The 23,411-nt window shown below is 60.3% G+C and carries 22 protein-coding genes; 12 read left to right on the top strand and 10 right to left on the bottom strand.

The window, feature by feature from the left end; translation table 11 throughout:
• The first annotated feature begins 50 nt into the window (after positions 1–50).
• The 4 genes from ACYASU_RS16065 to ACYASU_RS16050 all read left to right on the top strand — a co-directional run bounded on the left by ACYASU_RS16065 (position 51) and on the right by ACYASU_RS16050 (position 3,825).
• Positions 51–1,427: an L-serine ammonia-lyase gene (locus tag ACYASU_RS16065; protein ID WP_192171809.1), complete on the top strand. Its 1,377-nt coding sequence runs from the start codon at positions 51–53 to the stop codon at positions 1,425–1,427.
• A gap of 69 nt (positions 1,428–1,496) precedes the next feature.
• Entirely contained in the window at positions 1,497–2,618 is a 1,122-nt protein-coding gene (gene gcvT / locus ACYASU_RS16060) for a glycine cleavage system aminomethyltransferase GcvT (RefSeq protein ID WP_463583368.1), read from the top strand.
• Positions 2,619–3,013: 395 nt separating this feature from the next.
• A complete protein-coding gene (locus tag ACYASU_RS16055) occupies positions 3,014–3,226 on the top strand; it encodes a cold-shock protein (protein WP_003227496.1) in 213 nt (70 codons plus the stop codon).
• A 95-nt stretch (positions 3,227–3,321) separates the two neighbouring features.
• Positions 3,322–3,825, top strand: coding sequence for an RDD family protein (locus tag ACYASU_RS16050; protein ID WP_463583367.1), 504 nt, complete (start codon positions 3,322–3,324; stop codon positions 3,823–3,825).
• Between the two features lie 64 nt (positions 3,826–3,889).
• Here the strand turns inward: ACYASU_RS16050 and lptG are convergent, their stop codons facing one another.
• Complete coding sequence (lptG, locus tag ACYASU_RS16045; RefSeq protein ID WP_192171812.1) at positions 3,890–4,951, bottom strand: LPS export ABC transporter permease LptG; 1,062 nt, start codon at positions 4,949–4,951, stop codon at positions 3,890–3,892.
• The gene (gene lptF, locus ACYASU_RS16040; protein ID WP_192171813.1) at positions 4,944–6,062 is read right to left on the bottom strand and encodes an LPS export ABC transporter permease LptF; all 1,119 of its coding nucleotides are present in this window, start codon (positions 6,060–6,062) and stop codon (positions 4,944–4,946) included. The genes lptG and lptF overlap by 8 nt, the downstream gene beginning before the upstream one ends.
• A 305-nt stretch (positions 6,063–6,367) precedes the next feature.
• Here lptF and ACYASU_RS16035 point away from each other — a divergent pair, with 305 nt between their 5' ends.
• The 6 genes from ACYASU_RS16035 (at position 6,368) to ACYASU_RS16010 (ending at position 14,464) form a co-directional block, all read left to right on the top strand.
• Entirely contained in the window at positions 6,368–7,858 is a 1,491-nt protein-coding gene (locus ACYASU_RS16035; protein WP_282369593.1) for a leucyl aminopeptidase, read from the top strand.
• Positions 7,859–7,915: 57 nt separating this feature from the next.
• Positions 7,916–8,344, top strand: a complete 429-nt coding sequence (locus tag ACYASU_RS16030; RefSeq protein ID WP_074884259.1) for a DNA polymerase III subunit chi — start codon at positions 7,916–7,918, stop codon at positions 8,342–8,344.
• A gap of 7 nt (positions 8,345–8,351) precedes the next feature.
• Positions 8,352–8,798, top strand: coding sequence for a DNA polymerase III subunit chi (locus ACYASU_RS16025; RefSeq protein WP_463583366.1), 447 nt, complete (start codon positions 8,352–8,354; stop codon positions 8,796–8,798).
• 175 nt (positions 8,799–8,973) lie between these two features.
• Positions 8,974–11,820, top strand: coding sequence for a valine--tRNA ligase (locus ACYASU_RS16020; protein ID WP_463583365.1), 2,847 nt, complete (start codon positions 8,974–8,976; stop codon positions 11,818–11,820).
• A 173-nt stretch (positions 11,821–11,993) separates the two neighbouring features.
• Entirely contained in the window at positions 11,994–13,034 is a 1,041-nt protein-coding gene (rlmF, locus tag ACYASU_RS16015; RefSeq protein ID WP_463583364.1) for a 23S rRNA (adenine(1618)-N(6))-methyltransferase RlmF, read from the top strand.
• A gap of 95 nt (positions 13,035–13,129) precedes the next feature.
• A complete protein-coding gene (locus ACYASU_RS16010; protein ID WP_463583363.1) occupies positions 13,130–14,464 on the top strand; it encodes a DUF2599 domain-containing protein in 1,335 nt (444 codons plus the stop codon).
• Between the two features lie 67 nt (positions 14,465–14,531).
• On the opposite strand, the gene ACYASU_RS16005 is transcribed toward ACYASU_RS16010, so the two are convergent.
• On the bottom strand, positions 14,532–14,813 hold the full coding sequence (locus ACYASU_RS16005) for an HU family DNA-binding protein (RefSeq protein WP_037014905.1): 282 nt from the start codon (positions 14,811–14,813) through the stop codon (positions 14,532–14,534).
• 354 nt (positions 14,814–15,167) lie between these two features.
• On the opposite strand from ACYASU_RS16005, the gene yejK reads away from it, so the two are divergent.
• Both yejK and ACYASU_RS15995 read left to right on the top strand, forming a co-directional pair.
• On the top strand, positions 15,168–16,169 hold the full coding sequence (yejK, locus tag ACYASU_RS16000) for a nucleoid-associated protein YejK (RefSeq protein WP_074884246.1): 1,002 nt from the start codon (positions 15,168–15,170) through the stop codon (positions 16,167–16,169).
• Between the two features lie 25 nt (positions 16,170–16,194).
• Complete coding sequence (locus ACYASU_RS15995) at positions 16,195–16,545, top strand: glutaredoxin family protein (protein WP_463583362.1); 351 nt, start codon at positions 16,195–16,197, stop codon at positions 16,543–16,545.
• Positions 16,546–16,569: 24 nt separating this feature from the next.
• Here ACYASU_RS15995 and ACYASU_RS15990 read toward each other — a convergent pair whose 3' ends face one another.
• The 7 genes from ACYASU_RS15990 to ACYASU_RS15960 all read right to left on the bottom strand — a co-directional run bounded on the left by ACYASU_RS15990 (position 16,570) and on the right by ACYASU_RS15960 (position 23,409).
• Positions 16,570–17,784, bottom strand: coding sequence for a DUF2599 domain-containing protein (locus ACYASU_RS15990; protein ID WP_463583361.1), 1,215 nt, complete (start codon positions 17,782–17,784; stop codon positions 16,570–16,572).
• Positions 17,785–18,062: 278 nt separating this feature from the next.
• Positions 18,063–18,995 carry a glutathione S-transferase family protein gene (locus tag ACYASU_RS15985; protein ID WP_463583360.1) on the bottom strand — a complete coding sequence of 311 codons (933 nt, stop codon included), beginning with the start codon at positions 18,993–18,995 and terminating at the stop codon, positions 18,063–18,065.
• A gap of 64 nt (positions 18,996–19,059) precedes the next feature.
• Positions 19,060–19,386 (bottom strand): GIY-YIG nuclease family protein, encoded by a 327-nt coding sequence (locus tag ACYASU_RS15980; RefSeq protein ID WP_192171821.1) that lies wholly within the window; start codon positions 19,384–19,386, stop codon positions 19,060–19,062.
• Positions 19,387–19,431: 45 nt separating this feature from the next.
• Entirely contained in the window at positions 19,432–19,917 is a 486-nt protein-coding gene (locus ACYASU_RS15975) for a nuclear transport factor 2 family protein (protein ID WP_463583359.1), read from the bottom strand.
• An 88-nt stretch (positions 19,918–20,005) separates the two neighbouring features.
• Positions 20,006–21,313, bottom strand: a complete 1,308-nt coding sequence (locus tag ACYASU_RS15970; protein ID WP_463583358.1) for a CynX/NimT family MFS transporter — start codon at positions 21,311–21,313, stop codon at positions 20,006–20,008.
• A 223-nt stretch (positions 21,314–21,536) separates the two neighbouring features.
• Positions 21,537–22,301 carry an amino acid ABC transporter ATP-binding protein gene (locus ACYASU_RS15965; protein WP_037014923.1) on the bottom strand — a complete coding sequence of 255 codons (765 nt, stop codon included), beginning with the start codon at positions 22,299–22,301 and terminating at the stop codon, positions 21,537–21,539.
• Between the two features lie 10 nt (positions 22,302–22,311).
• Positions 22,312–23,409, bottom strand: coding sequence for an amino acid ABC transporter permease (locus ACYASU_RS15960; protein ID WP_192171824.1), 1,098 nt, complete (start codon positions 23,407–23,409; stop codon positions 22,312–22,314).
• Positions 23,410–23,411 lie beyond the last annotated feature (2 nt).

Here is a 23,411-nt window from a genome sequence, read left to right as displayed (position 1 = left end):
GCGGCTTGTAGCCTGCTGCTTGCTATTGCTTCACCTTTCGGAATCCCATCATGTCGCTGAGCGTATTTGACCTGTTCAAGATCGGCATTGGTCCCTCCAGCTCTCATACGGTGGGCCCGATGCGAGCCGCGGCGCGTTTTGCCGAAGGCTTGCAGCGCGATGGCCTGCTGGAAACCATCATCTGCGTCAAAGTCGAGCTTTACGGCTCACTCGGTGCCACCGGCAAAGGCCACGGCAGCGACAAGGCCGTGTTACTGGGCCTTGAAGGTGAGCACCCGGACACCGTCGATACCGAAACCGTTGCGGCGCGCCTGCAGCAGATTCGCAGCAGCGAGCGCCTGAACCTGCTCGGCCAGCACAGTATCGAATTCATCGAAAAGCATCACTTGGCGATGATTCGCAAGCCCTTGGCCTACCACCCCAATGGCATGATTTTCCGTGCCTTCGATGCCTCCGGCATACAGGTCCGCAGCCGCGAGTATTACTCCGTCGGCGGCGGCTTCGTGGTGGATGAGGACGCGGCTGGCGCGGATCGCATCGTGGAAGACCAGACGCCGCTGGTGTATCCCTTCAAAACTGCACGTGACCTGATGGTGCATTGCACTGCCAGCGGTCTTTCCATCAGCCAGATCATGCTGGCGAATGAAGCCGCGTGGCGCCCCGAAGCCGAAACCCGTCAGGGCCTGTTGCACATCTGGCAGGTCATGCAGGACTGCGTCGAGGCGGGTTGCCGCAACGAAGGCATTTTGCCGGGTGGCCTGAAGGTCAAACGGCGTGCGGCGGCGCTGCATCGCCAGCTGTGCAAAAACCCGGAAGCCGCGCTGCGCGATGCGTTGTCGGTGCTCGACTGGGTCAACCTGTACGCGCTGGCGGTCAACGAAGAAAACGCCAACGGCGGCCGTGTAGTCACCGCGCCCACCAACGGCGCGGCCGGGATCATCCCGGCGGTGCTGCATTACTACATGCGTTTCATCACCGGGGCGAACGAGGACGGCGTCGTGCGTTTCCTGCTCACGGCTGCGGCCATCGGCATTCTCTACAAAGAGAACGCGTCGATCTCCGGCGCCGAAGTCGGCTGTCAGGGCGAAGTCGGCGTGGCCTGTTCCATGGCGGCTGGCGCCCTGTGCGAAGTCTTGGGCGGCAACGTTCAACAGGTGGAAAACGCCGCTGAAATCGGCATGGAACACAACCTCGGCCTGACCTGCGACCCGATTGGCGGCCTCGTTCAAGTGCCATGCATCGAGCGCAACGCCATGGGCTCGGTGAAGGCCATCAACGCGGTGCGCATGGCCTTGCGCGGCGACGGCCAGCACTTTGTCTCGCTGGATAAAGTGATCCGCACCATGCGCCAGACCGGCGCCGACATGAAAAGCAAATACAAGGAAACAGCCCGTGGCGGGCTGGCCGTGAACATCATCGAGTGCTGACATCAGCCCGAATTCATAGGGTCCCCTGCCCTGCGCGGGGAACCCGGAACCGCTTTCAAGGAGTGACCCATGACCACCGAATTGCTGAAGACCCCGCTCAATGCCCTGCACCGTGAACTCGGCGCGAAGATGGTCGAGTTCGCCGGCTACGACATGCCCGTTCAGTACCCCGCTGGCGTCATGAAAGAACACCTGCACACCCGCGATCAGGCCGGCCTGTTCGACGTTTCGCACATGGGTCAGATCCTGTTGACCGGCGCGAACGCAGCGAAAGCGCTGGAAACCCTGGTGCCCGTGGACATCATCGATCTGCCGGTCGGCATGCAGCGCTACGCGATGTTCACCAACGAGAACGGCGGCATTCTCGACGACCTGATGGTTGCCAATCTGGGTAACGATCAGCTCATGCTGGTGGTCAACGCCGCCTGCAAGAACCAAGACCTGGCGCACCTGCAGCAACACATCGGTAGCCAGTGCGAGATCACGCCGCTGTTCAACGAACGCGCATTGCTCGCGCTGCAAGGCCCGCACGCCGTCACCGCACTGGCGCGGCTGGCGCCGGAAGTCGCAAAAATGACCTTCATGCAGTACACCTCGGCGAAGATCGACGGCATCGACTGCTACGTCAGCCGCTCGGGCTACACAGGTGAAGACGGCTACGAGATTTCAGTGCCGGCAGATCAGGCCGAAGCCGTGGCACGTCGACTGCTCGCGGAGCCAGAAGTGGCGCCGATCGGCCTGGGCGCGCGCGACTCGCTGCGACTGGAAGCCGGGCTGTGCCTCTACGGCCATGATATGGACACCGACACCACGCCGATCGAAGCCAGCCTGCTGTGGGCGATTTCCAAGGTTCGTCGTGCCGATGGTGCACGTGCAGGCGGCTTCCCCGGTGCTGACAAGATCTTCGCCCAGCACCAAAGCGGTGCGGCGCGCAAACGTGTCGGCCTGCTGCCACAGGAACGCACACCCGTGCGAGAAGGCGCTGAAATCGTCGATGCCGATGGAAAGACCATCGGGACTGTCTGCAGCGGCGGTTTTGGCCCGACGCTGAGCGCGCCATTGGCGATGGGCTATGTCGACGCCAGTTTCACCGCGCTGGAAACACCGGTGTGGGCAATCGTCCGCGGCAAGAAAGTCCCGATGCAGGTGACGAAAACTCCTTTCGTTCCGCCACGTTACTTCCGCGGCTAAGTAACATCGTCAAAAAATGCGGCACCGCAACAGTGCATAAAACTGTGCGAGTGCCGCAGTCGGGCGCCAATGTTTACAACCGTTAAACTGTCAAAATATTGAACTTAGATACGCCTCTAAACATTAAAAACTATCGATCTTGCGAACGTGGTTAATGTTTTCAAAAAAGCCGAAAACCCCCATGAACACTGGCCCAGCCGGGGCTTGTTTTTTCAACGAGAGTTAGCGTAGAGTTTCCCGGACTGTGTTTGCATGGGTCGCTGGGATCGTGACCCGGGCAGTAGCGCCAAAAGCAATGCTACATCCCGCTCTACGTTTCTTCTTCCTGCAACCAGCCCAGTACTCTTTCCCGTGAAAGAGGCTGTCATTAATTTAATGCGTCAAGGAATAAGAAAATGTCTACACGTCAGAGCGGCACCGTTAAGTGGTTTAACGATGAAAAAGGTTTTGGTTTTATCACTCCTGAAAGCGGTCCGGATCTGTTCGTCCACTTCCGCGCTATTCAGGGCAACGGCTTCAAAAGCCTGAAAGAAGGCCAGAAAGTGACGTTCGTCGCAGTGCAGGGCCAAAAAGGCATGCAGGCTGACGAAGTACAAGCTGAAGCCTGATCAGCCGACGCAAAAAGCCCCTGATGGCCAACATCAGGGGCTTTTTTATGCCTGCGATTCCGTAAACTGCCGCTCCCGTGTGAATGAGCGCCGCCATGACCTCAGTTAACGATGATGCGCAGATGTTACGCCCTCGGGGCGACTTTCCCCCCGCTGGATTGGGCCGGCGCATGGCTGCGATCAGCTACGACGCGCTGCTGTGCGTGGCATTGCTGATGGTCACTACGTTTATCTACAAGCTGGGCTGGATGGGCCTTATCGGCGAAGCCAGACTGCGCCAGCTCTCCGAGTCCGGTGCGCTCGACGCCGACCCGCTGCTGTCCTCGATTCTGCTGGTGACGCTGTTCGGCTTCTTCGCCAAATTCTGGACCCATGGGGGCCAGACGCTGGGCATGCAGGTCTGGGGAATACGCGTGCAGAACGCCGACGGAACGGCCATCAGCCTGTGGCAAGCGCTGCTGCGCTTCGTCGTCGCCATCGCATCATGGCTGTGTGTCGGGCTGGGTTTCTTCTGGAGCCTGTTGGACAAACAGAAACGCTGCTGGCATGACCTGTATTCCGAGACGCAACTGGTGCGGGCGCCCCGCACCAGGAAGTGAACCCTCTGCATCTCGCCCACAAAAAAGCCGACCCAGGGGTCGGCTTTTTATAACGCGGTGAGTATCAGCCCGCGCGGCGCAGCAACCAGATCCCCGCCAGTGCGCACACACCCGCCGGCACCAGCACGGCGAAGAGTGGCGAAAAGCCGAATACAAGGCTCGACGGGCCCAGCAGATCCTGAGCGATGCGGAAGGTGAAGCCCACGAGCACGCCCGTGAACACCCGTTGCCCCAGCGTCACCGAGCGCAACGGACCGAAGATGAAGGAAATCGCCATCAGCACCAGCGCCACGGTCACCAGCGGCTGCAGAATCTTGGTGTAGAACGCCAGCCAGTAACGACCGTTGTTCAACCCCTGATCGGCCAGATAACGCGCGTAACCATAAAGGCCCGTCATCGACAGCGACTCCGGCGGCAGCACCACCGTGCTCAGCAACTGCGGGCTCAACGCGACGTTCCAGCGCTCTTCGGGTGCGGTGACCACTTCGGTGCGACCGTCGTGGAAGACCGTTGTGGTGACGTCCTTCAGCAACCAGTAATCGGTCTTGAAGTTGGCTTGCTTGGCAAAACTCGACGTCAGCATGTGGCGCTGGTCGTCGAAATGGTAACGGGTCACGCCATACAGGAGGCCGTTCGGTTGCACCGTGTTGATGTGGATGAACTCCTCACCCTGACGGTGCCACAGACCGTGTTTGGCGCTCTGGGCGTCGCCGGTGCCTTGAGCCAGCGAGCGCGCGGCCTGGGCTGAGGCTTCGGTCACCGGCGCGACGTACTCGCCGATCAACAGCCCGGCCACCATCAACACCAGCATGGGTTTCATGACCGCCCAGACGATACGGCCGATCGACACACCGGCGGCACGCATGATCGTCAGTTCGCTGCTGCTCGCCAGCGCGCCGAGACCGATCAGGCAACCGATCAGCGCGGCCATCGGCAGCATGTCGTAGAGGCGACGCGGCGCCGTCATCACGACAAAACTGCCAGCGTCCCAGAAGGTGTAGGTATCGCTGATGTCGGCCATTTCATCGATGAAGGCAAACAGCGATGCGAGCCCGAGGATGATCCCCAATACGGCGAGGATCGCCATGAACACGCTTTTGCCGATGTAACGATCGAGCTTAACCATGAGCCACCCCCGACACGCTGCGGCGACTCGCGATCTTCAGACGCAGAGGCTCCCAGTAGAGCAACCCCAGTCCGATGGACAGAAACAGCGCATGCACCCACCACAGGCCGAGGCCCATCGGGATCTTGCCCTTCTCCAGCGCACCGCGCGCGGCGATGAGGATGGTGAGATAGGCCATATAAAGAAGAATCGCCGGAAGGAGCTTGAGGAAGCGGCCCTGACGCGGGTTGACCCGTGCCAGCGGCACCGCCATCAGCGTCACGATGAACACCAGAATCGGCAGCGAGACCCGCCACTGCAGCTCGGCCCGGTTGCGCAGGCTGTCTTCGCCGGTCAGCAATTCGCTGGTGGAGATGGCATCGCGGTCAGTGACCTCATCGCTGATGTCCGGCTTGGGCAGCAAAGCGCCGTAGGTGTCGTATTTGATCGCGCGGTAATCGGCCTGGCCGGGGTTGCCGTCGTAGCGATAGCCGTTATCGAGAATCAGGTAGCGCGTGCCGTCAGGTTTGATTTCCTGCCGGCCTTTTTCCGCGACCAGCACGGTGATGCCGTGGTCTTTCTTCTCGTCGAGCTTCTTCTCGGAAATGAACACGCCGCCCAGGTTGATGCGATCGTCGCTCATGGTCTCGGTGTAGGTCACCCGGCTGCCGTCACGCAGAAGCTGGAAACGACCCGGCACCAGGGTGTCGAATTCGGTCATCGCGTCCTGCTTGTTGATCAGCAACTGGAACTGGGTCGCGCCCTGGGGGGCGAGGCTGAAGCTGAGCCAGGCCACCAGCAATGAAACCAGCGCAGCCGGCGCGAGGGTAATCAGCAGCAGGCGTTGCTGGCTCATACCGGTGGCGGCGAGCACGGTCATTTCGCTTTCGAGGTACAACCGGCCATAGGCCAGGAGAATCCCGAGGAACAACCCCAGAGGAAGGATCAGTTGCAGGAAGCCCGGCAGACGGAAGCCCATGATCAGAAACAGGACACCCGGATCGAGTGCGCCCGATGCAGCCTGGGCCAGGTATTTGATGAAGCGGCCACTCATGATGATTACCAGCAGCACGGCACTGACAGCGCTCAGGGTAACCAGCACTTCTCGGGACAGGTAACGGAAGACAATCAAACCAGACACTCCAGGGTTGTCACGCTAAGGCGGCATGACAATGAAATGAATCAGCCATGATGCGCGCGACGGCGTACCACCAAAAAAATATGCGGCATTATCCTGTGATTGGGTGTGTCTGTCACTGCGCGCGCGGGATACTTCTGCAACCGGCACACGCGCGCACCCGGACGGGGTTGTCATCCATTGGCTCGCAGGGTCAAACTGCGGGCCTTGCCGCAGGCATGCCGGTGTAAATACCTCTGCGCCGCTGCCGAGCCGTGTGCTCAAGTGCGATAACTCACAGTTTATTCGGGGACCCCGACATGGAATTGGTTGTTAAAAGCGTCAGTGCAGAAACCTTGAAGACCGCCACACTGGTGGTCGCCGTCGGTGAAGGCCGCACGCTGAGCGACACCGCGAACACCCTCGACACCCTGAGCGGCGGCGCCATCAGCGCTGTTCTCAAGCGCGGCGACCTGTCGGGCAAGATCGGCCAGAGCCTGTTGCTGCACAGCCTGCCCAACCTGAAAGCCGAACGCGTGTTGCTGGTCGGTTCGGGCAAAGAGCCGGAACTGAACGATCGCCAATTCCGCAAAATCATCAGCGGCGCGCTCAGCACCCTGAAAAGCCTGGGTGGCGTTGATGCCGCCTTCGCCCTCGATCAACTGAACGTCAAAAATCGCGACGTGTATGGCAAGAATCGCCTGCTGGTCGAATCCCTGGCCGACGGCGAATACGTTTTTGATCGCTTCAAGAGCCAGAAAGTCGATCCCCGCGCCCTGAAAAAAGTCACCCTGCTGACCGCCAAGGCCAACGTCGCCGACGTCGAGCGCGCGGCCAAGCACGCACAGGCCATCGCTGCCGGCATGGCCGTGACCCGCGACCTGGGCAACATGCCGCCGAACATCTGCCACCCGACCTACCTGGGCGAGCAAGCCAAGGCGATGGGCAAAGCCAACAAGGGCCTCAAAGTCGAAGTCTTCGATGAGAAAGATATCGAAAAGCTGGGCATGGGTTCGTTCCTGGCGGTCGGTCAAGGCAGCGCTCAGCCGCCACGCCTGATCGTCATGCAGTACTCCAACGGCAAGAAAAGCGAAAAGCCATTCGTGCTGGTGGGCAAGGGCATCACCTTCGACACCGGCGGTATCAGCCTCAAGCCGGGCCTGGGCATGGACGAAATGAAATTCGACATGTGCGGCGCCGCAAGTGTGTTCGGCACGTTGAACGCCGTGCTTGAACTGCAACTGCCGATCAACTTGGTGTGCATCGTCGCGGCGGCTGAAAACATGCCGAGCGGCAACGCCACGCGCCCGGGTGACATCGTCAAGACCATGAGCGGCCAGACCGTCGAGATCCTCAACACCGACGCCGAAGGCCGTTTGGTGCTGTGCGATGCGCTGACCTACGCCGAACGCTTCAAGCCACAGGCCGTTATCGACATCGCTACGCTGACCGGCGCTTGCGTCGTTGCGCTGGGCGGTCACACCTCCGGCCTGCTGGGCAACAGCGATGCGTTGATCACTCAAGTGCTGGAAGCCGGCAAACGCGCCGACGACCGCGCCTGGCAGTTGCCGCTGTTCGATGAGTATCAGGAGCAACTGGACAGCCCATTTGCCGACATCGCCAACATCGGCGGTCCGAAAGCCGGCACCATCACCGCAGCGTGCTTCCTCTCGCGCTTTGCCAAGGCCTATGAGTGGGCGCACCTGGACATCGCCGGTACGGCGTGGCTGAGCGGCGGCAAGGACAAAGGCGCCACGGGCCGTCCGGTTCCGCTGCTGACCCAGTACCTGATCGACCGCGCTGGCGTTTAAGCCGCTGCAAACGCGCCCGCCTCCCCGGTCGGCGCGTCCAGCGTCCTGGAATCACCCATGACCCAAGTCGATTTCTACATTCTGCCGAGTGCCGACCCCGTCGCGCGCCTGGACTTCGCCTGCAAACTCACGGACAAGGCCTGGCGCCTCGGCCATCGGGTGTACCTGCATTGCAGCGATGCCGGGCAACGCGAGGAACTGGACGCCCGACTGTGGCGCTTCCGGGGGGAAGCGTTCGTTCCCCATGGCGCGGTTGAAGACGACCAGGACGCACCCGTGGCGCTGGGTATCGGCAGCGACCCCGGCCAACATCAGGATTTGCTGGTCAATCTTGACCTGCGCATCCCGGAATTCTTCAAACGATTCGCGCGTGTTGCCGAGATCGTTGTCGAGGATCCCGCCATCCGCCTCGCGGCGCGCGAGAGTTTTCGCTTCTACCGCGAACAGGGCTATCCTCTGCAAGATCACCGGCTGCAGCGTCTTTGAGCACACGATGGATAATTCAAAACACCTGAAAGATTCAGCGCACCTGCTGGATGACCTCGAGTCGATTCGCCAGCTGTTGGGCGATGATCCGGCCCAGCCGCCTCTGCTGACCGAGTCCGTGCACAGCGACGAGCAGATCCCGCTGCTGTTCGACGTGGTCACCGGCCAGGTCGTGACCCTCGATGAGCACGAAGCCGACATCGACAATATTCCCCTGCTCACCCCCGAGCCGGTTGCGGCGACACCTCCCGCGCCAGCTGCCAACGCATCGAGCGCGTCGAGCGCCAAAGCACCGAATGCAGAGGCGCTGCTGCATCTGGACGCCGAGCTGCGTGCCGCCGCGCAGTTGATCATGCAAGACGTGATCGACGATTTCGCCCCGCACATCGAGAACGAGATCAAACGCCGCCTTGATGCGCGAATGGAACGGCTGCTGAGTCAATACAACAACTAAAGCTGTCTTCTGCCCCGACCCGGGAACGTGCGCAAGCACAGTCCTACAGATGCCCGCGATGATTCCGGGCATCACCGCTCGTAGCACCCGACCTACCGCTTGTAGCTTGACGCCGCGTTGAAAAGCTATACTCGTCGGCTTTTCCGACTCAAAGCAGATCAGGTTCCCGCCTCGCATGGACAAGACCTACCAGCCGCACGCCATCGAATCTTCCTGGTACCAGACCTGGGAGTCCGAAAACTATTTCGCTCCGCAAGGCGCGGGCGACTCGTACACCATCATGATTCCGCCGCCGAACGTCACCGGCAGCCTCCACATGGGGCACGGTTTCAATAACGCGATCATGGACGCCCTGATCCGCTTCCGCCGCATGCAGGGTCGCAACACCCTGTGGCAGCCAGGCACCGACCACGCCGGTATCGCCACGCAGATGCTGGTGGAGCGCCAACTCGAAGCCTTGGGTCAGAGCCGTCACGATCTGGGTCGCGACAAATTTCTCGAAAAAGTCTGGGAATGGAAGGATCTGTCCGGTGGCAACATCAGCCGCCAGATCCGTCGCCTGGGCTCGTCGGTCGACTGGAACCGTGAGCGCTTCACGATGGACGACGGTTTGTCCGAAGCGGTTAAAGAGGCGTTCGTGCGACTGCATGAAGACGGCCTGATTTACCGTGGCAAACGTCTGGTCAACTGGGACACCAAGCTGCACACCGCGATCTCCGACCTCGAAGTGGAAAACCACGACGAGAAGGGGCATCTGTGGAACCTGCGCTACCCACTGGCCGATGGCGCGAAGACCGCTGAAGGTCTGGACTATCTGATCGTCGCCACGACCCGTCCGGAAACCATGCTCGGCGACGCCGCCGTCGCTGTGAACCCGAACGACGAGCGCTACAAGGCGCTGATCGGCAAATTCGTCGAGCTGCCGCTGGTAGGCCGTCGCATCCCGATCATCGCGGACGACTACTGCGACCCTGAATTCGGCACCGGCTGCGTGAAGATCACCCCGGCCCACGACTTCAACGACTACGACGTCGGCAAGCGCCACAACCTGCCGCTGCTGAACATCTTCGACAAGAACGCTGCCGTGCTGCCCGCTGCCCAGGTGTTCAACCTCGACGGCACGCTGAACGACACCGTAGACGGCACCCTCCCCGCCGAATACGCCGGCCTCGACCGCTTCGAAGCGCGCAAGCAGATCGTGGCTGCGTTCGACGCCGCCGGGCTGCTGGTCAGCGTCGACGACCACGGTTTGAAAGTACCGAAGGGCGACCGCTCCGGGACCATCATCGAGCCGTGGCTGACGGATCAGTGGTACGTGTCGACCAAGCCGCTGGCTGAACCGGCCATCGCCGCCGTTGAAGACGGCCGCATCGCCTTCGTGCCCAAGCAGTACGAGAACATGTACTTCTCCTGGATGCGTGACATTCAGGACTGGTGCATCAGCCGCCAACTCTGGTGGGGCCACCGCATTCCGGCCTGGTACGACGAGTCCGGCAAGGTTTACGTCGGCCGCGACGAGGCCGAAGTCCGCGCCAAGCACAATCTGGGTGCTGACGTTGCCCTGCAGCAAGACAACGACGTGCTCGACACCTGGTTCAGTTCCGGCCTGTGGACCTTCTCCACCCTGGGCTGGCCGGAGCAGACCGACTTCCTGAAAACCTTCCACCCGACCGACGTGCTGGTCACCGGCTTCGACATCATTTTCTTCTGGGTTGCCCGGATGATCATGCTCACCATGCATCTGGTGAAGAACGAAGACGGTACGGCGCAGGTGCCCTTCAAGACCGTTTATGTCCACGGCCTTGTGCGTGATGGTCAGGGCCAGAAGATGTCCAAGTCCAAGGGCAACGTCCTTGATCCGCTGGACATCATCGACGGCATCGAGCTTGAAGCCCTGGTGCAGAAACGCACCTCCGGCATGATGCAGCCCAAGTTGGCCAAAAAGATCGAGAAGCAGACCCGCGACGAGTTCGCCGACGGCATCGCCAGCTACGGTACTGATGCCCTGCGTTTCACCTTCTGCTCGCTGGCCTCCACCGGCCGTGACATCAAGTTCGACATGGGTCGCGTCGAAGGCTATCGCAACTTCTGCAACAAGATCTGGAACGCCGCGCGGTACGTGCTCGACAAGGGCGAAGACTGCGGTCAGAACGGCGAAGCGTTCGAACTCTCGCTGCCGGATCGCTGGATCATCTCGCAGCTGCAACGCACTGAAGCCGAAGTGACCCGTCAGCTGGATCAATTCCGTTTCGACCTCGCGGCCCAGGCGCTGTACGAGTTCATCTGGAACCAGTATTGCGACTGGTACCTGGAGCTGTCCAAGCCGGTTCTGTGGGACGAGACGGCGCCGATCGAACGTCAGCGTGGCACTCGTCGCACGCTGGTGCGCGTGCTGGAAGTCGCACTGCGTCTGGCCCATCCGTTCATGCCCTTCATCACCGAAGAAATCTGGCAGCGTCTTGCGCCGCTGGCCGGCATCGAAGGCAAGACCATCATGCTGCAACCGTGGCCGGTGGCGAACGATGCGCGCATCGACGTCGCGGCCGAAGGCGACATCGAATGGCTCAAAAGCCTGATGCTCGGCGTGCGCAACATCCGTGGCGAAATGAACATCGGCCCGGGCAAGCCGCTGCAGTTGTTCCTCAAAAACGTCAGCGCCGAAGACCAGCGCCGCCTGAACGAGAACGAGCACCTGCTGAAGAAGCTGGCCAAGCTTGAATCGTTCACCGTGCTGGAAGCCGGCGCCGAAGCACCGCTGTCCGCGACCGCGCTGGTCGGTGAGATGGAAGTGCTGGTGCCGATGGCCGGCCTGATCGACAAGGACGCCGAACTGGCGCGTCTGGACAAGGAAATCCAGCGTCTGCAGGGCGAAGTGCAGCGGGTTGGCGGCAAGCTGTCCAATGCCGCGTTCGTCGACAAGGCGCCGCCTGAGGTGATCGCCAAGGAACGCGCGAAGATGGCCGAAGCCGAACAGGCGCTGGGGAAACTGGCCGAGCAGCACGCGCGGATCGCGAGTTTGTAATCCGACCAAATCAGCCGGCCTGAACCGCAGGCCGGTTGACGACCATGACCCCTGTAGGCGTGAGCGTGCTCGCGATAGCGGTAAATCAGCAACCTAACCGTTGACTGACACACGGTTATCGCGAGCAAGCTCACGTCTACAGGGGTTGTGCTTTCACGAGAATCGCATCACCGATGATCAGCCCCGACGCACCCAAGCCCCAACGCAACACCCCACGCAAGAAAGCCAAACCTGCTCAACAGGCCAAGCCTGCCGCGCCGCGTGAGAAAGCCACCCTGCACCCGCGCAACCGCCATCAGGGCCATTACGACTTTCCGCGCCTGATCAAAAGCAGCCCCGAACTGGGCAAGTTCGTGATCCTCAATCCCTATGGAAAGGAAAGCATCGACTTCGCCAATCCGGCCGCGGTGCGGGTGTTCAACCGCGCCTTGCTCAAAGCGTTCTACGGCATCGCCCATTGGGATATTCCGGCGGACTACCTCTGCCCGCCAATCCCGGGGCGTGCGGACTACCTGCACTTTCTGGCCGACCTGCTGGCAGAGCGCAACGACGGCGTCATCCCGCGCGGCGCGTCTGTCACAGCGCTGGACATCGGCACCGGCGCCAACTGCATCTATCCGCTGATCGGTCAGGGCGAATACGGCTGGTCGTTCATGGGCTCGGACATCGACAAGATCGCCCTGGCCTCGGCGACGACCATCGTCAAAGCCAACGGCTTGAGCAAGAGCATCAGCTTCCGGGAGCAGACCAACCCTAAACACATCCTGACCCACCTGCTGCAGCCCGATGAGCGCTTCGACATCAGCGTATGTAACCCGCCCTTCCACGCCTCGGCTGAGGAAGCGTTAAGCGGCAGCCAGCGCAAATGGCGAGCCCTGGGCAAGGCCGACCCCAAGCGCAAGTTGCCGGTACTGAATTTCGGCGGCCAGGCTGCGGAGCTGTGGTGCGAAGGTGGCGAGGCGCGCTTTGTGACGCAGTTGATCAGTGAAAGTGCTCAGGTGGCGGCGCAGGTGTTGTGGTTCAGCACGCTGGTGTCCAAGGCTTCGAATCTGCCGCTGATCCAGAGCGCGTTGAAAAAAGCCGGTGCCGTTGAGAGCCATACGGTGGAGATGGGCCAGGGTCAGAAACAGAGCCGCTTCGTCGCCTGGACGTTCCACGACAGCGCTCGTCAGCAAGCCTGGCGGGAACAGCGCTGGACCGCGCGCAAGCCCTGAGCCTCAACGGAAGTGTCATTTCTGTCAGTAGACGGCAAACGCCCGCGTTCATAAGCTGAATCCTCGTTGCGTGCCCCGGCACAAGGAGGTCAGCCATGCGCGTCTTAGCCTGCGTTATCTGCCTGTTGATGGTCTGGAGCTGCCCGTCGTTGGCAGTTGGGTTGAAGGCAAACCTTGATCCGGTCGAAACGGTCAGGCGCATCAACGCCAGTTACAACCGCATCGACAACCAGTGCAAAGAGCCGGACACCGGCGCCGCCCGGGGCCATTACTACTGCAGCGGCATCACGTTGCGCATGGTCAATGACGGCAACTTCAATCCCTGGGATTACAGTCCCTACGCCCTGCAAACCGGGGCAACGTCCTACACCTGGATACGCCGGGACCTAAGCACAACAGTGCTTGTTCACCCCGCTGGTTTCATCCTCAGGACGCCAACGGACGGGCTCGCGCTGCAGCTCCCGGTCAAGCAGGAGGGCTGGACCTGCATTTACACCTTCGACGGTTACACCGGACCGGATCGCAAGTGGTACGGCTGCGGGCCCTTCAACGACGCGACGTTCGTTCCCCCTTCCCGGCCCACTACGGCGAACAAGAACGCTCAATGGGCCTACGGCACCTGCGCCGATCAGAACGTCAACACGGCCGAGCAGTGGAAACAGAAATATCAGGGCGGTGCCCGACAACCGATTCAGACGACACAGTGCTCATGGAACGCCGAAGTGCCTGCGCAGTGGGACGCGATGATTCAGGCCCACGAAGCCCGAGTGACCACCACCAACGCCGACCCTTATTCGCGCAAGGACTTCTTCAACGAATTCATGCTCAAGAATGCCGCCGGCGGCAGCGACATCATGGATGACATCGATGCGTTTATTTACCAGGGCAAGAACACGTTCAATTACCCCGTCCGAGGCGACAACGGTAAAGCGGCGGTACAGCAGGACGGCCTGGCCAACGCGCGCACCTTCCAGCGCAAACTCTATGATCAGGGCTACGCGGTGCCCATTCTGAACGTCGATTTCACCCGGCCGCCAGAGCAACGCTTCACTTACAGCGCGGCTGATCAAGGGATTTCGTTAAACCTCAGCCGCAACGTGACCGCGAAATACATCGCACGAAGCAACTGGGAGCAGCGCCTGGACCCAGGCACGGGAAAAATGGAGTGGACGCTGAATGTCGTCCTGACTGAACTGGGCAAAAAAGTACAGGCCAGTCAGCAGCAAGAGGTTTATCAGGAGCTGTACGACTTGCGCGGATCAGACCCGCAGTGGCGCAATGAAGAAAGAGACATCGGCAGCATGAAGCAGCAGATCGCCTGCATCGTGCGCAATTATCCGCAGCGCACCGACTGGAACCTGGAACCCTTTCGTCCGGTGGTATCAGAAGCGGCGGCGAAAGCAGCCGGGTGCAATCCCTTCAAGAAATAGCGGGCACAAAAAAACCGTGTCCGGATCGCTCCGTCACACGGTTTCCTCAACCAAGCAGCGTTTTCGCTTACTTGTTGACCGAGTCAGTCAGCACTTTGGCAGGTACGAACTTGACGACTTTCTTGGCAGCGATTTCGATGGCTGCGCCAGTCGAAGGGTTGCGGCCGGTGCGTGCTGGACGCTCGGTGACTTTCAGTTTGCCGATGCCTGGCAGAGTGATTTCACTACCGTTTTCCAGTTGGTCAGCGACGATTTGACCCAATTGGTCGAGAGCGTTGCGCGCGGTGGTTTTAGGCGCGTCGATAGCTTCTGCGATATCGGCGATCAATTGGTCTTTAGTCAGAGCCATGGTGGTGTTCCTTCCCTATCAAATTCGAATGGTTTGCAGAGTGTGGTACAGACGCGAAATGTAGATACTGTAAACGGCCTTTGGTTCGGCCGAACGCCCACAAACTGCACGCCTGGCGCGCTTGGGCGCTCAGGACCGGGCAAAACTAGCACAGCGCAACGCAAATATCCGCCCCTACCTACCCATTTGGTCAGCTTTATCGCCCATGAGGCGTAAAAAAGTCATATTAATGGACCGAGGTCAGCGTTTTCGGCCCTTCCAGAGCGTTTCGCCCCCCGTCTGCGGTACACTTGCCGACTTTCGCACGGGCCTGGTCTGGTCCCGTTCAGTTACCCTTCAGCAGCCGAGAAATCCATGCCGATCCGTCACGCCATCGTCCACCTGATCGACAAAAAACCTGACGGCACGCCCGCCGTGCTCCACGCCCGGGACTCGGAACTCGCCGAATCCCAAGCCATCGAGAACATGCTGGCAGACCTCAACGAGAGCTATAACGCCAAACAAGGCAAAGCGTGGGGGCTGTTTCATGCCGAGTCCGGCGCGCACCCGTTCAGTGGCTGGCTGAAGGAATACCTGGATCAGGGCAAGGATTTCACCCAGTTCAGCCGCATCGCGGTCGAGCATCTGCAGAAGCTGATGGAAGAGTCGAACCTGTCGGTCGGTGGCCACGTGCTGTTTGCGCACTACCAGCAGGGCATGACCGAATACCTGGCGATCGCGCTGCTGCACCACAGCGAAGGCGTGGCGGTGAACGAAGCGCTGGACGTGACGCCCTCCCGGCATCTGGATCTGGGTCAGCTGCACCTTGCAGCCCGGATCAACATTTCCGAGTGGCAGAACAACAAGGCGTCCAAGCAGTACATCTCATTCATCAAGGGCAAGAACGGCAAGAAGGTTTCCGAGTACTTCCGCGACTTCATCGGCTGCCAGGAGGGCGTCGACGGACCGGGCGAGACCCGCACCCTGCTCAAGGCCTTCAGTGATTTCGTCGAGAGCGAAGACCTGCCAGAAGAATCGACCCGCGAGAAGACCAAGGCGCTGGTCGACTACGCCAGCAGCCAGAGCAAAATGGGCGAGCCCATCGCTCTGGAAGAGCTGTCCGGCCTGATCGACGAGGACCGCCCGCGGGCCTTCTACGATCACATCCGCAACAAGGATTACGGCCTGTCGCCCGAGATTCCTGCGGATAAGCGCACGCTGAGTCAGTTCCGTCGGTTCACTGGCCGTGCGGAAGGGCTGTCGATCAGCTTTGAAGCGCACCTGCTGGGCGACAAGATCGAGTACGACGAAGAGAAAGGCACGCTGATCATCAAGGGACTGCCGACCCAGTTGACCGATCAGCTTAAACGCCGCTAAGCCTTGCCGAGGAGCCGAGACCCAAATGTTCGTTCGTACCCTGAAGAAGTTCTTGCTCATCATGCTGGTGGTGGTCGTGTACCAGAACTGGGGCAAGATCGAAAATCTGGTTCAACCCTCCTCAGCTTTATCGGAGCACGCGCAGGCCAACGCCAAGGTGACGTTGTACGCCACCGACTGGTGCGGCTACTGCAAACAGACACGGCGTTTTCTCGACAGCCAGGGCATTCGCTACACCGAGTTCGATATCGAAAAAGACGCTGCAGGCCGCAAGGCCTATGAAGCGCTCGGCGGTCGCGGCATTCCTCTGATCGACGTAAACGGCACGCTGATCAGAGGCTTCAGCGAAGAGCAGATTCTCGCTGCACTCAAGTAATACCAAACACTTGGCTGCACAGGGTCAAACCGGATTGCAACCCGCTGCCTCGGCCTTCTCTTCAGAGAGATCGGGGCGGAACGGCTCCAGATTGAATTCATCCTTATTGCGCGCAATGCTGAAGTGGCACACCAACTGGCGACGCATGCCACCGCCATCATTTTGTTTCCACTGAAAATCGTTTTTATACTTCCGGACCAGTTCGGCATACACCGCGTCAGAGCCTGAAGAGCCTGTTTGTTTCTTACCCAACTCGGTTAGCACGACCGACAGTGACCACTCCTCTTCTCCCGTGCCCGGGTCAGGGCGTAACGCCCATGTGGCGGACTGGATATAGCGATTGATTGTCTTGCCCGATTCGGAGACAGCTTGATCATCGGCATTGCAGGCAAACGATGCATCTTTTGAAGGAGAGTCCGGGAGTGTCATTGCAATAATGGGCACCCATACACCGGTTTGCGAGTAATACCGCTGCTGATCGAATCGGGCATCATCTTTGCCGCCCGCAGGTTCGGGCAAATAGAAAAAGGCCTGGATCGGCAAGTTTTTATCAGGGGTTTCGGCACTCCAGGTATCCAGCCTGAGTTCATTCTGCTTATTGAATGACGTCTTCCCCATCTCGCGCATGGCGCTCAAACTGGCATTGAAGTTGTCAGTTGCGTGACGATCCAGCGGATCGCGCACATCAAACCCGCACTCGTTACGGTTATCACCCTTGGTCTGCGTCTTGTACTGCTCTGCCCATTGGCGACCGGTCTCGATCTTTTGAGAAAAGCACTCTGCGCCTTTGCCCTGAGCGGTCGCTGCCGGGGAGGTGCCGCAGCCTTTGTCGATGCGCGAGTCAGTGCCGCCGTCCATCGGGAACGAACACAGTACGTTATAGGGACTTTTACCCGTCGGCAGAGCCTGGATCGGGAAGAGCACGTAGCCATTGTTTTCATAGCGGACGAGGCGGGAAAACTTGGCGTCCTTACGCAGATAAGAGAACGACGTACCGCCGCTTTTGACCGAAGCCGGGCTCGGATCCCAAGAGTTGTAGTCGTCCGATGGGATAGTGGCTCTGAAGATAACGCCGTTGCACAAAAAAGCAGATGACGAGGCTTTGCCGCAGTTTTCCCTCGTATCGTCATATTGACGTCTCAGCGCGTTGGCCGTATCAGCACAACTGGCCCCATAAACCTCAGCGCATTGCATTGCAACAACAAGTAGCGATAACCCGAACGCATTGGCGTTGGCCATGACGTCTTCTCCTGTCCCTGGAAATAAAGCGTCCAATGTCACGGGTATTGAAGAAAATTGGCGCCACGCAGGGACTCCAACGTTCTCCGTGACCGGACAGCTTTGTTATTTAGATGAAAGAGGAGAGTAAACCGCGTGGCTTTTTTAACAACTGTCACAACTGACAGTTACGACAACTTCGCGCTGGCCAGCCAGATCAATAGGCAATTAAAACAAAGCGATTATTAGGCATCGCGATAAGCCCGGCATTGCACCGGGCTTATTTGCGCATGAGGTGTTTAAACAGCCTTGATTTGAAAACCGAAGCGCGGGAAGTGCACATGCACTGTGCCGGCGCGGTCGTCTTCGCGGCGCAGGATAATCTCTTCACGGCCGCTGAATACCAACTCTCCCGCCACTGCGTTAACGCCGTAATCCACGGCAGACACCGTGACCTGCTGGCCGACGGTAAAACCATTGGGATCGGTGAAATCTTCATCGGGCACCGGCCTCGGGGTAGCCGCACGCGCGATTTCAACCGCGTCGCCCGAACTCAATTCACTTGGTGCCCCATGACCGAATGCAATAACGCGCTCGTACCAGCTCAACACCGCCGGATAGGCATCGACCAGCGGGGACGTGACAGGGGTTTGTTTGAGGAACCACAGGGTATGAGCCACCGAGAAATCGGCAATCGAGGGCGCGCCCAACAGGAAATCACCGTTGCGCTCAAGCTGGGTTTCCAGACGCGCCATCAGCGTCGGCCATTGATGCTGCGCCACTTCCAGTGGCACACGATTGGCGCTGCCGCCCTCGAAGAACGTGGCGCGGTCGGCAACGAATGCCTTAACAGCCTCAGGCGGAACCTTGGCGAACCGCACAGCGAGGGAGGCCGGTTGAAACACCAGGCTGACCGCGTGCAGGAACAGCACCGAATCCGCCCACGCCGCGAGACTCGCCGCTGTGAACTCCTGGCCTTCGGGATAAAACGTGGGTGACGATTTTTCCTGCTCCAGGCGCCGGGCGATCAAGGCGGTGTCGCAATAAATGTCGGCGCCTGCTTGCAGGACGGGGGTTTTGCGATAGCCGCCGGTAAGGGGCATGAGGTCGGGCTTGGGCATGATCGACGGGATGTTGACCGAGCGCCATGACAGGCCTTTGAAGCCCAGCATCAGGCGGGCTTTTTCGGCGAACAGGGACGTTGGATAGTGGTGAAGAATCAACTCAGACATGCTTCGGGCCATCCGCAGGGAGAAACCACCAGCTTATCCCCCCGAAGCCCCACGGCATACCCGCTCAGGGTGATGGCGCGGCATCACTCGGCTGGATGTAGCCGGCGGCCAGGCACTCCTTGGCGCTTTTGCGCAGCTTTTTGATCAACCGCTCCTGCCGCAATGCGTCGCCTTTGTCGCGGCAGGCCTCCACATACACCAGCGCCATCGCCGGGCTCGAGCTGAAGAAGCGCGCACCTTTACCGCTTTGGTGCTGGGCGAATCGGCGCTGCGGGTCATTGCTGATGCCGCAGTACAACGAACCGTTGGCCGCGCGCACCAGATAGACGAACCAGGATTTGACCGGCACGGCTTCGGGCACAGGTGCGGTGGCGATTTCGGCTTCAGACATGCGGGACCGTGGACCAGTAGCGAGGGGAACGGATTCTATCAAGCGTCAGCGACTGGCCTGAAAAGCCTTCAGCCCTTTCTGGCCCTGCGCACGGATGGCGTTTTGCACAAGCGGCGTCCAGCCCAGTAATACGCCCTTTGTGCCGAGCGCCTGACGCGACCAGCGCCACAGATCGAACTGATCGTGGTGTTCGCAGATCTTGCCGTCGCGAAAAACAAACCGCGCCTGAATGTCGTTGACCACCGTACGACCGGTCTGGCTGAACAGGTAGGTCGCGACCCAGTGTGCAGCGCCGGTCGTCGCATCGGCACGGACCTGATCGAAAACCACCGAGAAGTCACGGGCGCGGGAGGTCAGCATGCGCCACATATCGCTGGCGTCCTGCCCGTGCAACTCGCCAAACACCGGGTCGGAAAACACCACGTCTTCGCTGTAGCACGCGGCCATCGCCTCGGCATCCAGACGGCTGAACGCCTCGTAGAAACGCGTGATCAGCGCGCTGTTATGTTCGCTGGTAAAGGTCTCGCTCATGGGAACGCCGTCCATGGAAATAGGATGCCTGCACGATAAGCGGCCGCACCGTGGTTTGCACGGGCATTCGCAGGCTAAATGTCAGCCCTCAGACTTTCTCGCTCGTGACACCCACGTAAAGCGCGCGCCCGGCGCCGAGACCGGCGATGATCGCGGCGACGCCGATGATGCCGAAGATCCAGCCGACCGAGTCCCAGTTGCCGGTCCAGTCATGCACGACGCCCACCGCGAAAGGCCCGAGCGACGCCAGGGTGTAGCCGAAGCCCTGGGCCATGCTCGACAGGTTCGCGGCGACGTGGGAGTCCCGCGAGCGCAACACGATCAGGGTCAGTGCCAGGCTGAACGTGCCGCCCTGGCCCAGCCCAAGCACGATGGCCCAGGCCCACAATTGCTCAAGCGGTGCATACAGACAGCCGAACAGACCGGCCAGTGTGAGCAGCATCACCAGCACAATGGCGATGCGCTGATCCTTGCCCCGCGTGGCGAGCCATGGCGCGGTCAGCGAGCTGACCAGTTGCACCATGATCGAACCGGACAACAGCAGGCCGGCGTCAACGGCAGTCAGTCCTCGCCCGATGAGGATCGACGGCAGCCAGCCGAACACGATGTAGGCCAGCGACGATTGCAGCCCCATATAAAGGGTGACTTGCCAGGCCAGAGGATCCCGGCGCAAACCACGCACCCGATAAGCCACCTGATGCTGACCATGACGCTGACGCGTCTGCGGCCACCAGAAGATCGCGGCGAGAATCGCCGGGACGATCCAGAAGCCGAGGCCAAGCGTCCAGTCGCTGCCGTTGCCGCTACCCAGCACTTCGCTCAACGGCACCGTTGAGCCCGCCGCAACGGCAGCACCCAGGCACAGCGCCATGGTGTAAACGCCCGTCATGGCGCCGGCCTGTTTCGCGAAATCGCGTTTGACGATGCCGGGCAGCAGCACCCCGATGATGCCGATGCTGGCCCCGGCCATGATGCTGCCAGCAAACAGACCGAACTCGCCGAGCGAGCTGCGCAGAATGATGCCGCAGGCCAGCGTCAGAAGAATGCCAAGCACCACGCGCTCACTGCCGAAACGCCGCGCAAGGATCGGCGCAAGGGGCGCGAACAGGCCCAGACATAGTACCGGCAGCGTGGTCAGCAAGCCGGCCGTGGCCGCAGAAAGCCCCAGGCTTCGTGACACCTCGCTCAACAACGGCGCCATGCTCGACAACGCCGGACGCAGGTTCAGCGCCACCAGCACCAGGCCCAACAACAGGAACCATGGGCGCTTGAGCACAGGATGTTGCTGCTGAACTTGCTCGTCATCCGCTTCCGCGTCGATCAGCAGCTTGTCAATTTCATGGGGAGTCGAAGCATTGGAACGGGAACTGCTCGCCGTCGGCGCCTTGGTCGTCATGGGATTCTCGTGGGGGCAGGAGGATGTAACAGCGCATTGCGCAAAGGAGTAATCCTGTTGGAGATCGGCAGAGAACACAAGTTTTACGAGGATTGGGTACAGTTTTGCGGTGGAGTACGTGTCCACTCCTCATTTGATGACGTCCGTCTTCGCGAGCAAGCTCGCTCCCACAAAGAAAAAACCCGGGCATTAGGCCCGGGCTCTTTGTGTTGCGGCTGCTGACTCAGTGCAGGATCTGGCTGAGGAACAGGCGAGTACGGTCGCTTTGCGGATTATCGAAGAAGTCGTTCGGCGCGGCTTGTTCGACGATCTCGCCCTTGTCCATGAAGATCACGCGGTTGGCCACGGTGCGGGCAAAGCCCATTTCGTGGGTCACGCAGAGCATGGTCATGCCTTCTTCCGCCAGGCCGACCATGGTGTCGAGCACCTCTTTCACCATTTCCGGATCGAGGGCCGAGGTCGGCTCGTCGAACAGCATGATCTTCGGCTTCATGCACAGCGCGCGGGCAATCGCCACACGCTGTTGCTGACCACCGGACAGCTGGCCCGGATACTTGTGCGCCTGCTCCGGAATGCGCACGCGCTCCAGATAGTGCATGGCGATTTCTTCGGCCTTGCGCTTGGGCATCTTGCGCACCCACATCGGCGCTAGCGTGCAGTTCTGCAGGATGGTCAGGTGCGGGAACAGGTTGAAGTGCTGGAACACCATGCCGACTTCGCGACGAATCGTCTCGATCTGCTTCAGGTCCGACGTCAGTTCGGTGCCATCGACCACGATGCGACCCTGCTGGTGTTCTTCCAGACGGTTGAGGCAGCGAATGGTGGTCGACTTGCCCGAACCCGACGGGCCGCACAAGACGATGCGCTCGCCCTGACGCACGTTCAGGTTGATGTCTTTCAACACGTGGAACTGGCCGTACCACTTGTGTACGCCTTCCATCCGGATCATGCCTTCGGCGCCCAGAGGCTTACTGATAGCTTCACTCATCACAAAACTCCTAACGCTTGTGGCCTGTGTCCAACTTACGCTCCAAGTGCATGGAGTAGCGGGACATGCCGAAACAGAAGATCCAGAACACCAGGGCCGCGAACACGTAACCCTCGGTCGCCATGCCGAGCCACTTGGGATCGGCGGCAGCTTGTTTGACGCTGTTGAGCAGGTCGAACAGGCCGATGATGATCACCAGACTGGTGTCCTTGAACAACGCGATCACGGTGTTGACCAGACCGGGAATGACCAGCTTCAGGGCCTGCGGCAGAATCACCAGCCCCATTCGCCGCCAGTAGCCGAGGCCCATGGCCGCAGCCGCTTCGTACTGACCTTTCGGAATGGCCTGCATGCCGCCCCGAACCACCTCGGCCACATACGCCGACTGGAACAGAATCACGCCGATCAGTGCGCGCAGCAGTTTGTCGAAGTTCATGCCTTCAGGCAGGAACAACGGCAGCATTACCGACGACATGAACAGCACGGTGATTAACGGAACGCCCCGCCAGAACTCGATGAACGTCACGCACATCACGCGGATGGCCGGCATTTCGGAGCGACGCCCCAAAGCCAGCACTACACCCAGTGGCAACGCGCCGGCGATACCCACTGTGGCGATCACCAGGGTCAGCATCAGGCCGCCCCACTGACTGGTCGCAACGAGGTCGAGGCCGAACACACCGCCGTGCAGCAGGAAGTACGCAACGATCGGGTAGATGAACAGGAACGACAGGCCGTAGATCGCCTTGCGCGGCATCACTTTGATGAACAGCGGCGCGACGCCGATGATCGCCAGCCAGACGGTCAGATCAACCCTCCAGCGCAGTGCCTGCGGGTAGTAGCCGTACATGAACTGGCCGAAGCGCTGTTCGATGAACACCCAGCAGGCGCCGGCCTTGGTGCAGTCTTCGCGCGTGGTACCGACCCAGTTGGCATCGAAGATGGCCCAACTCAGCAGCGGTGGAACAACCAACCAGATCAAGTAGATCGCGAACAGGGTCAACAGCGTGTTGATCCAGCTCGAGAACAGGTTCTGGCGCATCCATGCCACCGGGCCGAAGACTTTGCTCGGCGGTGGCATGTCGGGTTTGAAAGTATGGGATGTCATGC

This window comes from Pseudomonas sp. HP_12, from assembly GCF_055283955.1.
This window is presented reverse-complemented; position numbering and strand designations above follow the sequence as displayed.

What these genes read in the sequence shown, in the direction of transcription:
- ACYASU_RS15975 (WP_463583359.1), bottom strand. Translation starts at nt 19,917, where the DNA reads ATGAGCGAGACCTTTACCAGCGAACATAACAGCGCGCTGATCACGCGT.
- gcvT (WP_463583368.1), top strand. Translation starts at nt 1,497, where the DNA reads ATGACCACCGAATTGCTGAAGACCCCGCTCAATGCCCTGCACCGTGAA.
- ACYASU_RS16065 (WP_192171809.1), top strand. Translation starts at nt 51, where the DNA reads ATGTCGCTGAGCGTATTTGACCTGTTCAAGATCGGCATTGGTCCCTCC.
- ACYASU_RS15985 (WP_463583360.1), bottom strand. Translation starts at nt 18,995, where the DNA reads ATGTCTGAGTTGATTCTTCACCACTATCCAACGTCCCTGTTCGCCGAA.
- ACYASU_RS16025 (WP_463583366.1), top strand. Translation starts at nt 8,352, where the DNA reads ATGGATAATTCAAAACACCTGAAAGATTCAGCGCACCTGCTGGATGAC.
- lptG (WP_192171812.1), bottom strand. Translation starts at nt 4,951, where the DNA reads ATGGTTAAGCTCGATCGTTACATCGGCAAAAGCGTGTTCATGGCGATC.
- ACYASU_RS15970 (WP_463583358.1), bottom strand. Translation starts at nt 21,313, where the DNA reads ATGACGACCAAGGCGCCGACGGCGAGCAGTTCCCGTTCCAATGCTTCG.
- ACYASU_RS15980 (WP_192171821.1), bottom strand. Translation starts at nt 19,386, where the DNA reads ATGTCTGAAGCCGAAATCGCCACCGCACCTGTGCCCGAAGCCGTGCCG.
- ACYASU_RS16035 (WP_282369593.1), top strand. Translation starts at nt 6,368, where the DNA reads ATGGAATTGGTTGTTAAAAGCGTCAGTGCAGAAACCTTGAAGACCGCC.
- ACYASU_RS15995 (WP_463583362.1), top strand. Translation starts at nt 16,195, where the DNA reads ATGTTCGTTCGTACCCTGAAGAAGTTCTTGCTCATCATGCTGGTGGTG.
- ACYASU_RS16020 (WP_463583365.1), top strand. Translation starts at nt 8,974, where the DNA reads ATGGACAAGACCTACCAGCCGCACGCCATCGAATCTTCCTGGTACCAG.
- yejK (WP_074884246.1), top strand. Translation starts at nt 15,168, where the DNA reads ATGCCGATCCGTCACGCCATCGTCCACCTGATCGACAAAAAACCTGAC.
- ACYASU_RS16030 (WP_074884259.1), top strand. Translation starts at nt 7,916, where the DNA reads ATGACCCAAGTCGATTTCTACATTCTGCCGAGTGCCGACCCCGTCGCG.
- ACYASU_RS15965 (WP_037014923.1), bottom strand. Translation starts at nt 22,301, where the DNA reads ATGAGTGAAGCTATCAGTAAGCCTCTGGGCGCCGAAGGCATGATCCGG.
- ACYASU_RS15990 (WP_463583361.1), bottom strand. Translation starts at nt 17,784, where the DNA reads ATGGCCAACGCCAATGCGTTCGGGTTATCGCTACTTGTTGTTGCAATG.
- ACYASU_RS16055 (WP_003227496.1), top strand. Translation starts at nt 3,014, where the DNA reads ATGTCTACACGTCAGAGCGGCACCGTTAAGTGGTTTAACGATGAAAAA.
- rlmF (WP_463583364.1), top strand. Translation starts at nt 11,994, where the DNA reads ATGATCAGCCCCGACGCACCCAAGCCCCAACGCAACACCCCACGCAAG.
- ACYASU_RS16005 (WP_037014905.1), bottom strand. Translation starts at nt 14,813, where the DNA reads ATGGCTCTGACTAAAGACCAATTGATCGCCGATATCGCAGAAGCTATC.
- ACYASU_RS15960 (WP_192171824.1), bottom strand. Translation starts at nt 23,409, where the DNA reads ATGACATCCCATACTTTCAAACCCGACATGCCACCGCCGAGCAAAGTC.
- ACYASU_RS16050 (WP_463583367.1), top strand. Translation starts at nt 3,322, where the DNA reads ATGACCTCAGTTAACGATGATGCGCAGATGTTACGCCCTCGGGGCGAC.
- ACYASU_RS16010 (WP_463583363.1), top strand. Translation starts at nt 13,130, where the DNA reads ATGCGCGTCTTAGCCTGCGTTATCTGCCTGTTGATGGTCTGGAGCTGC.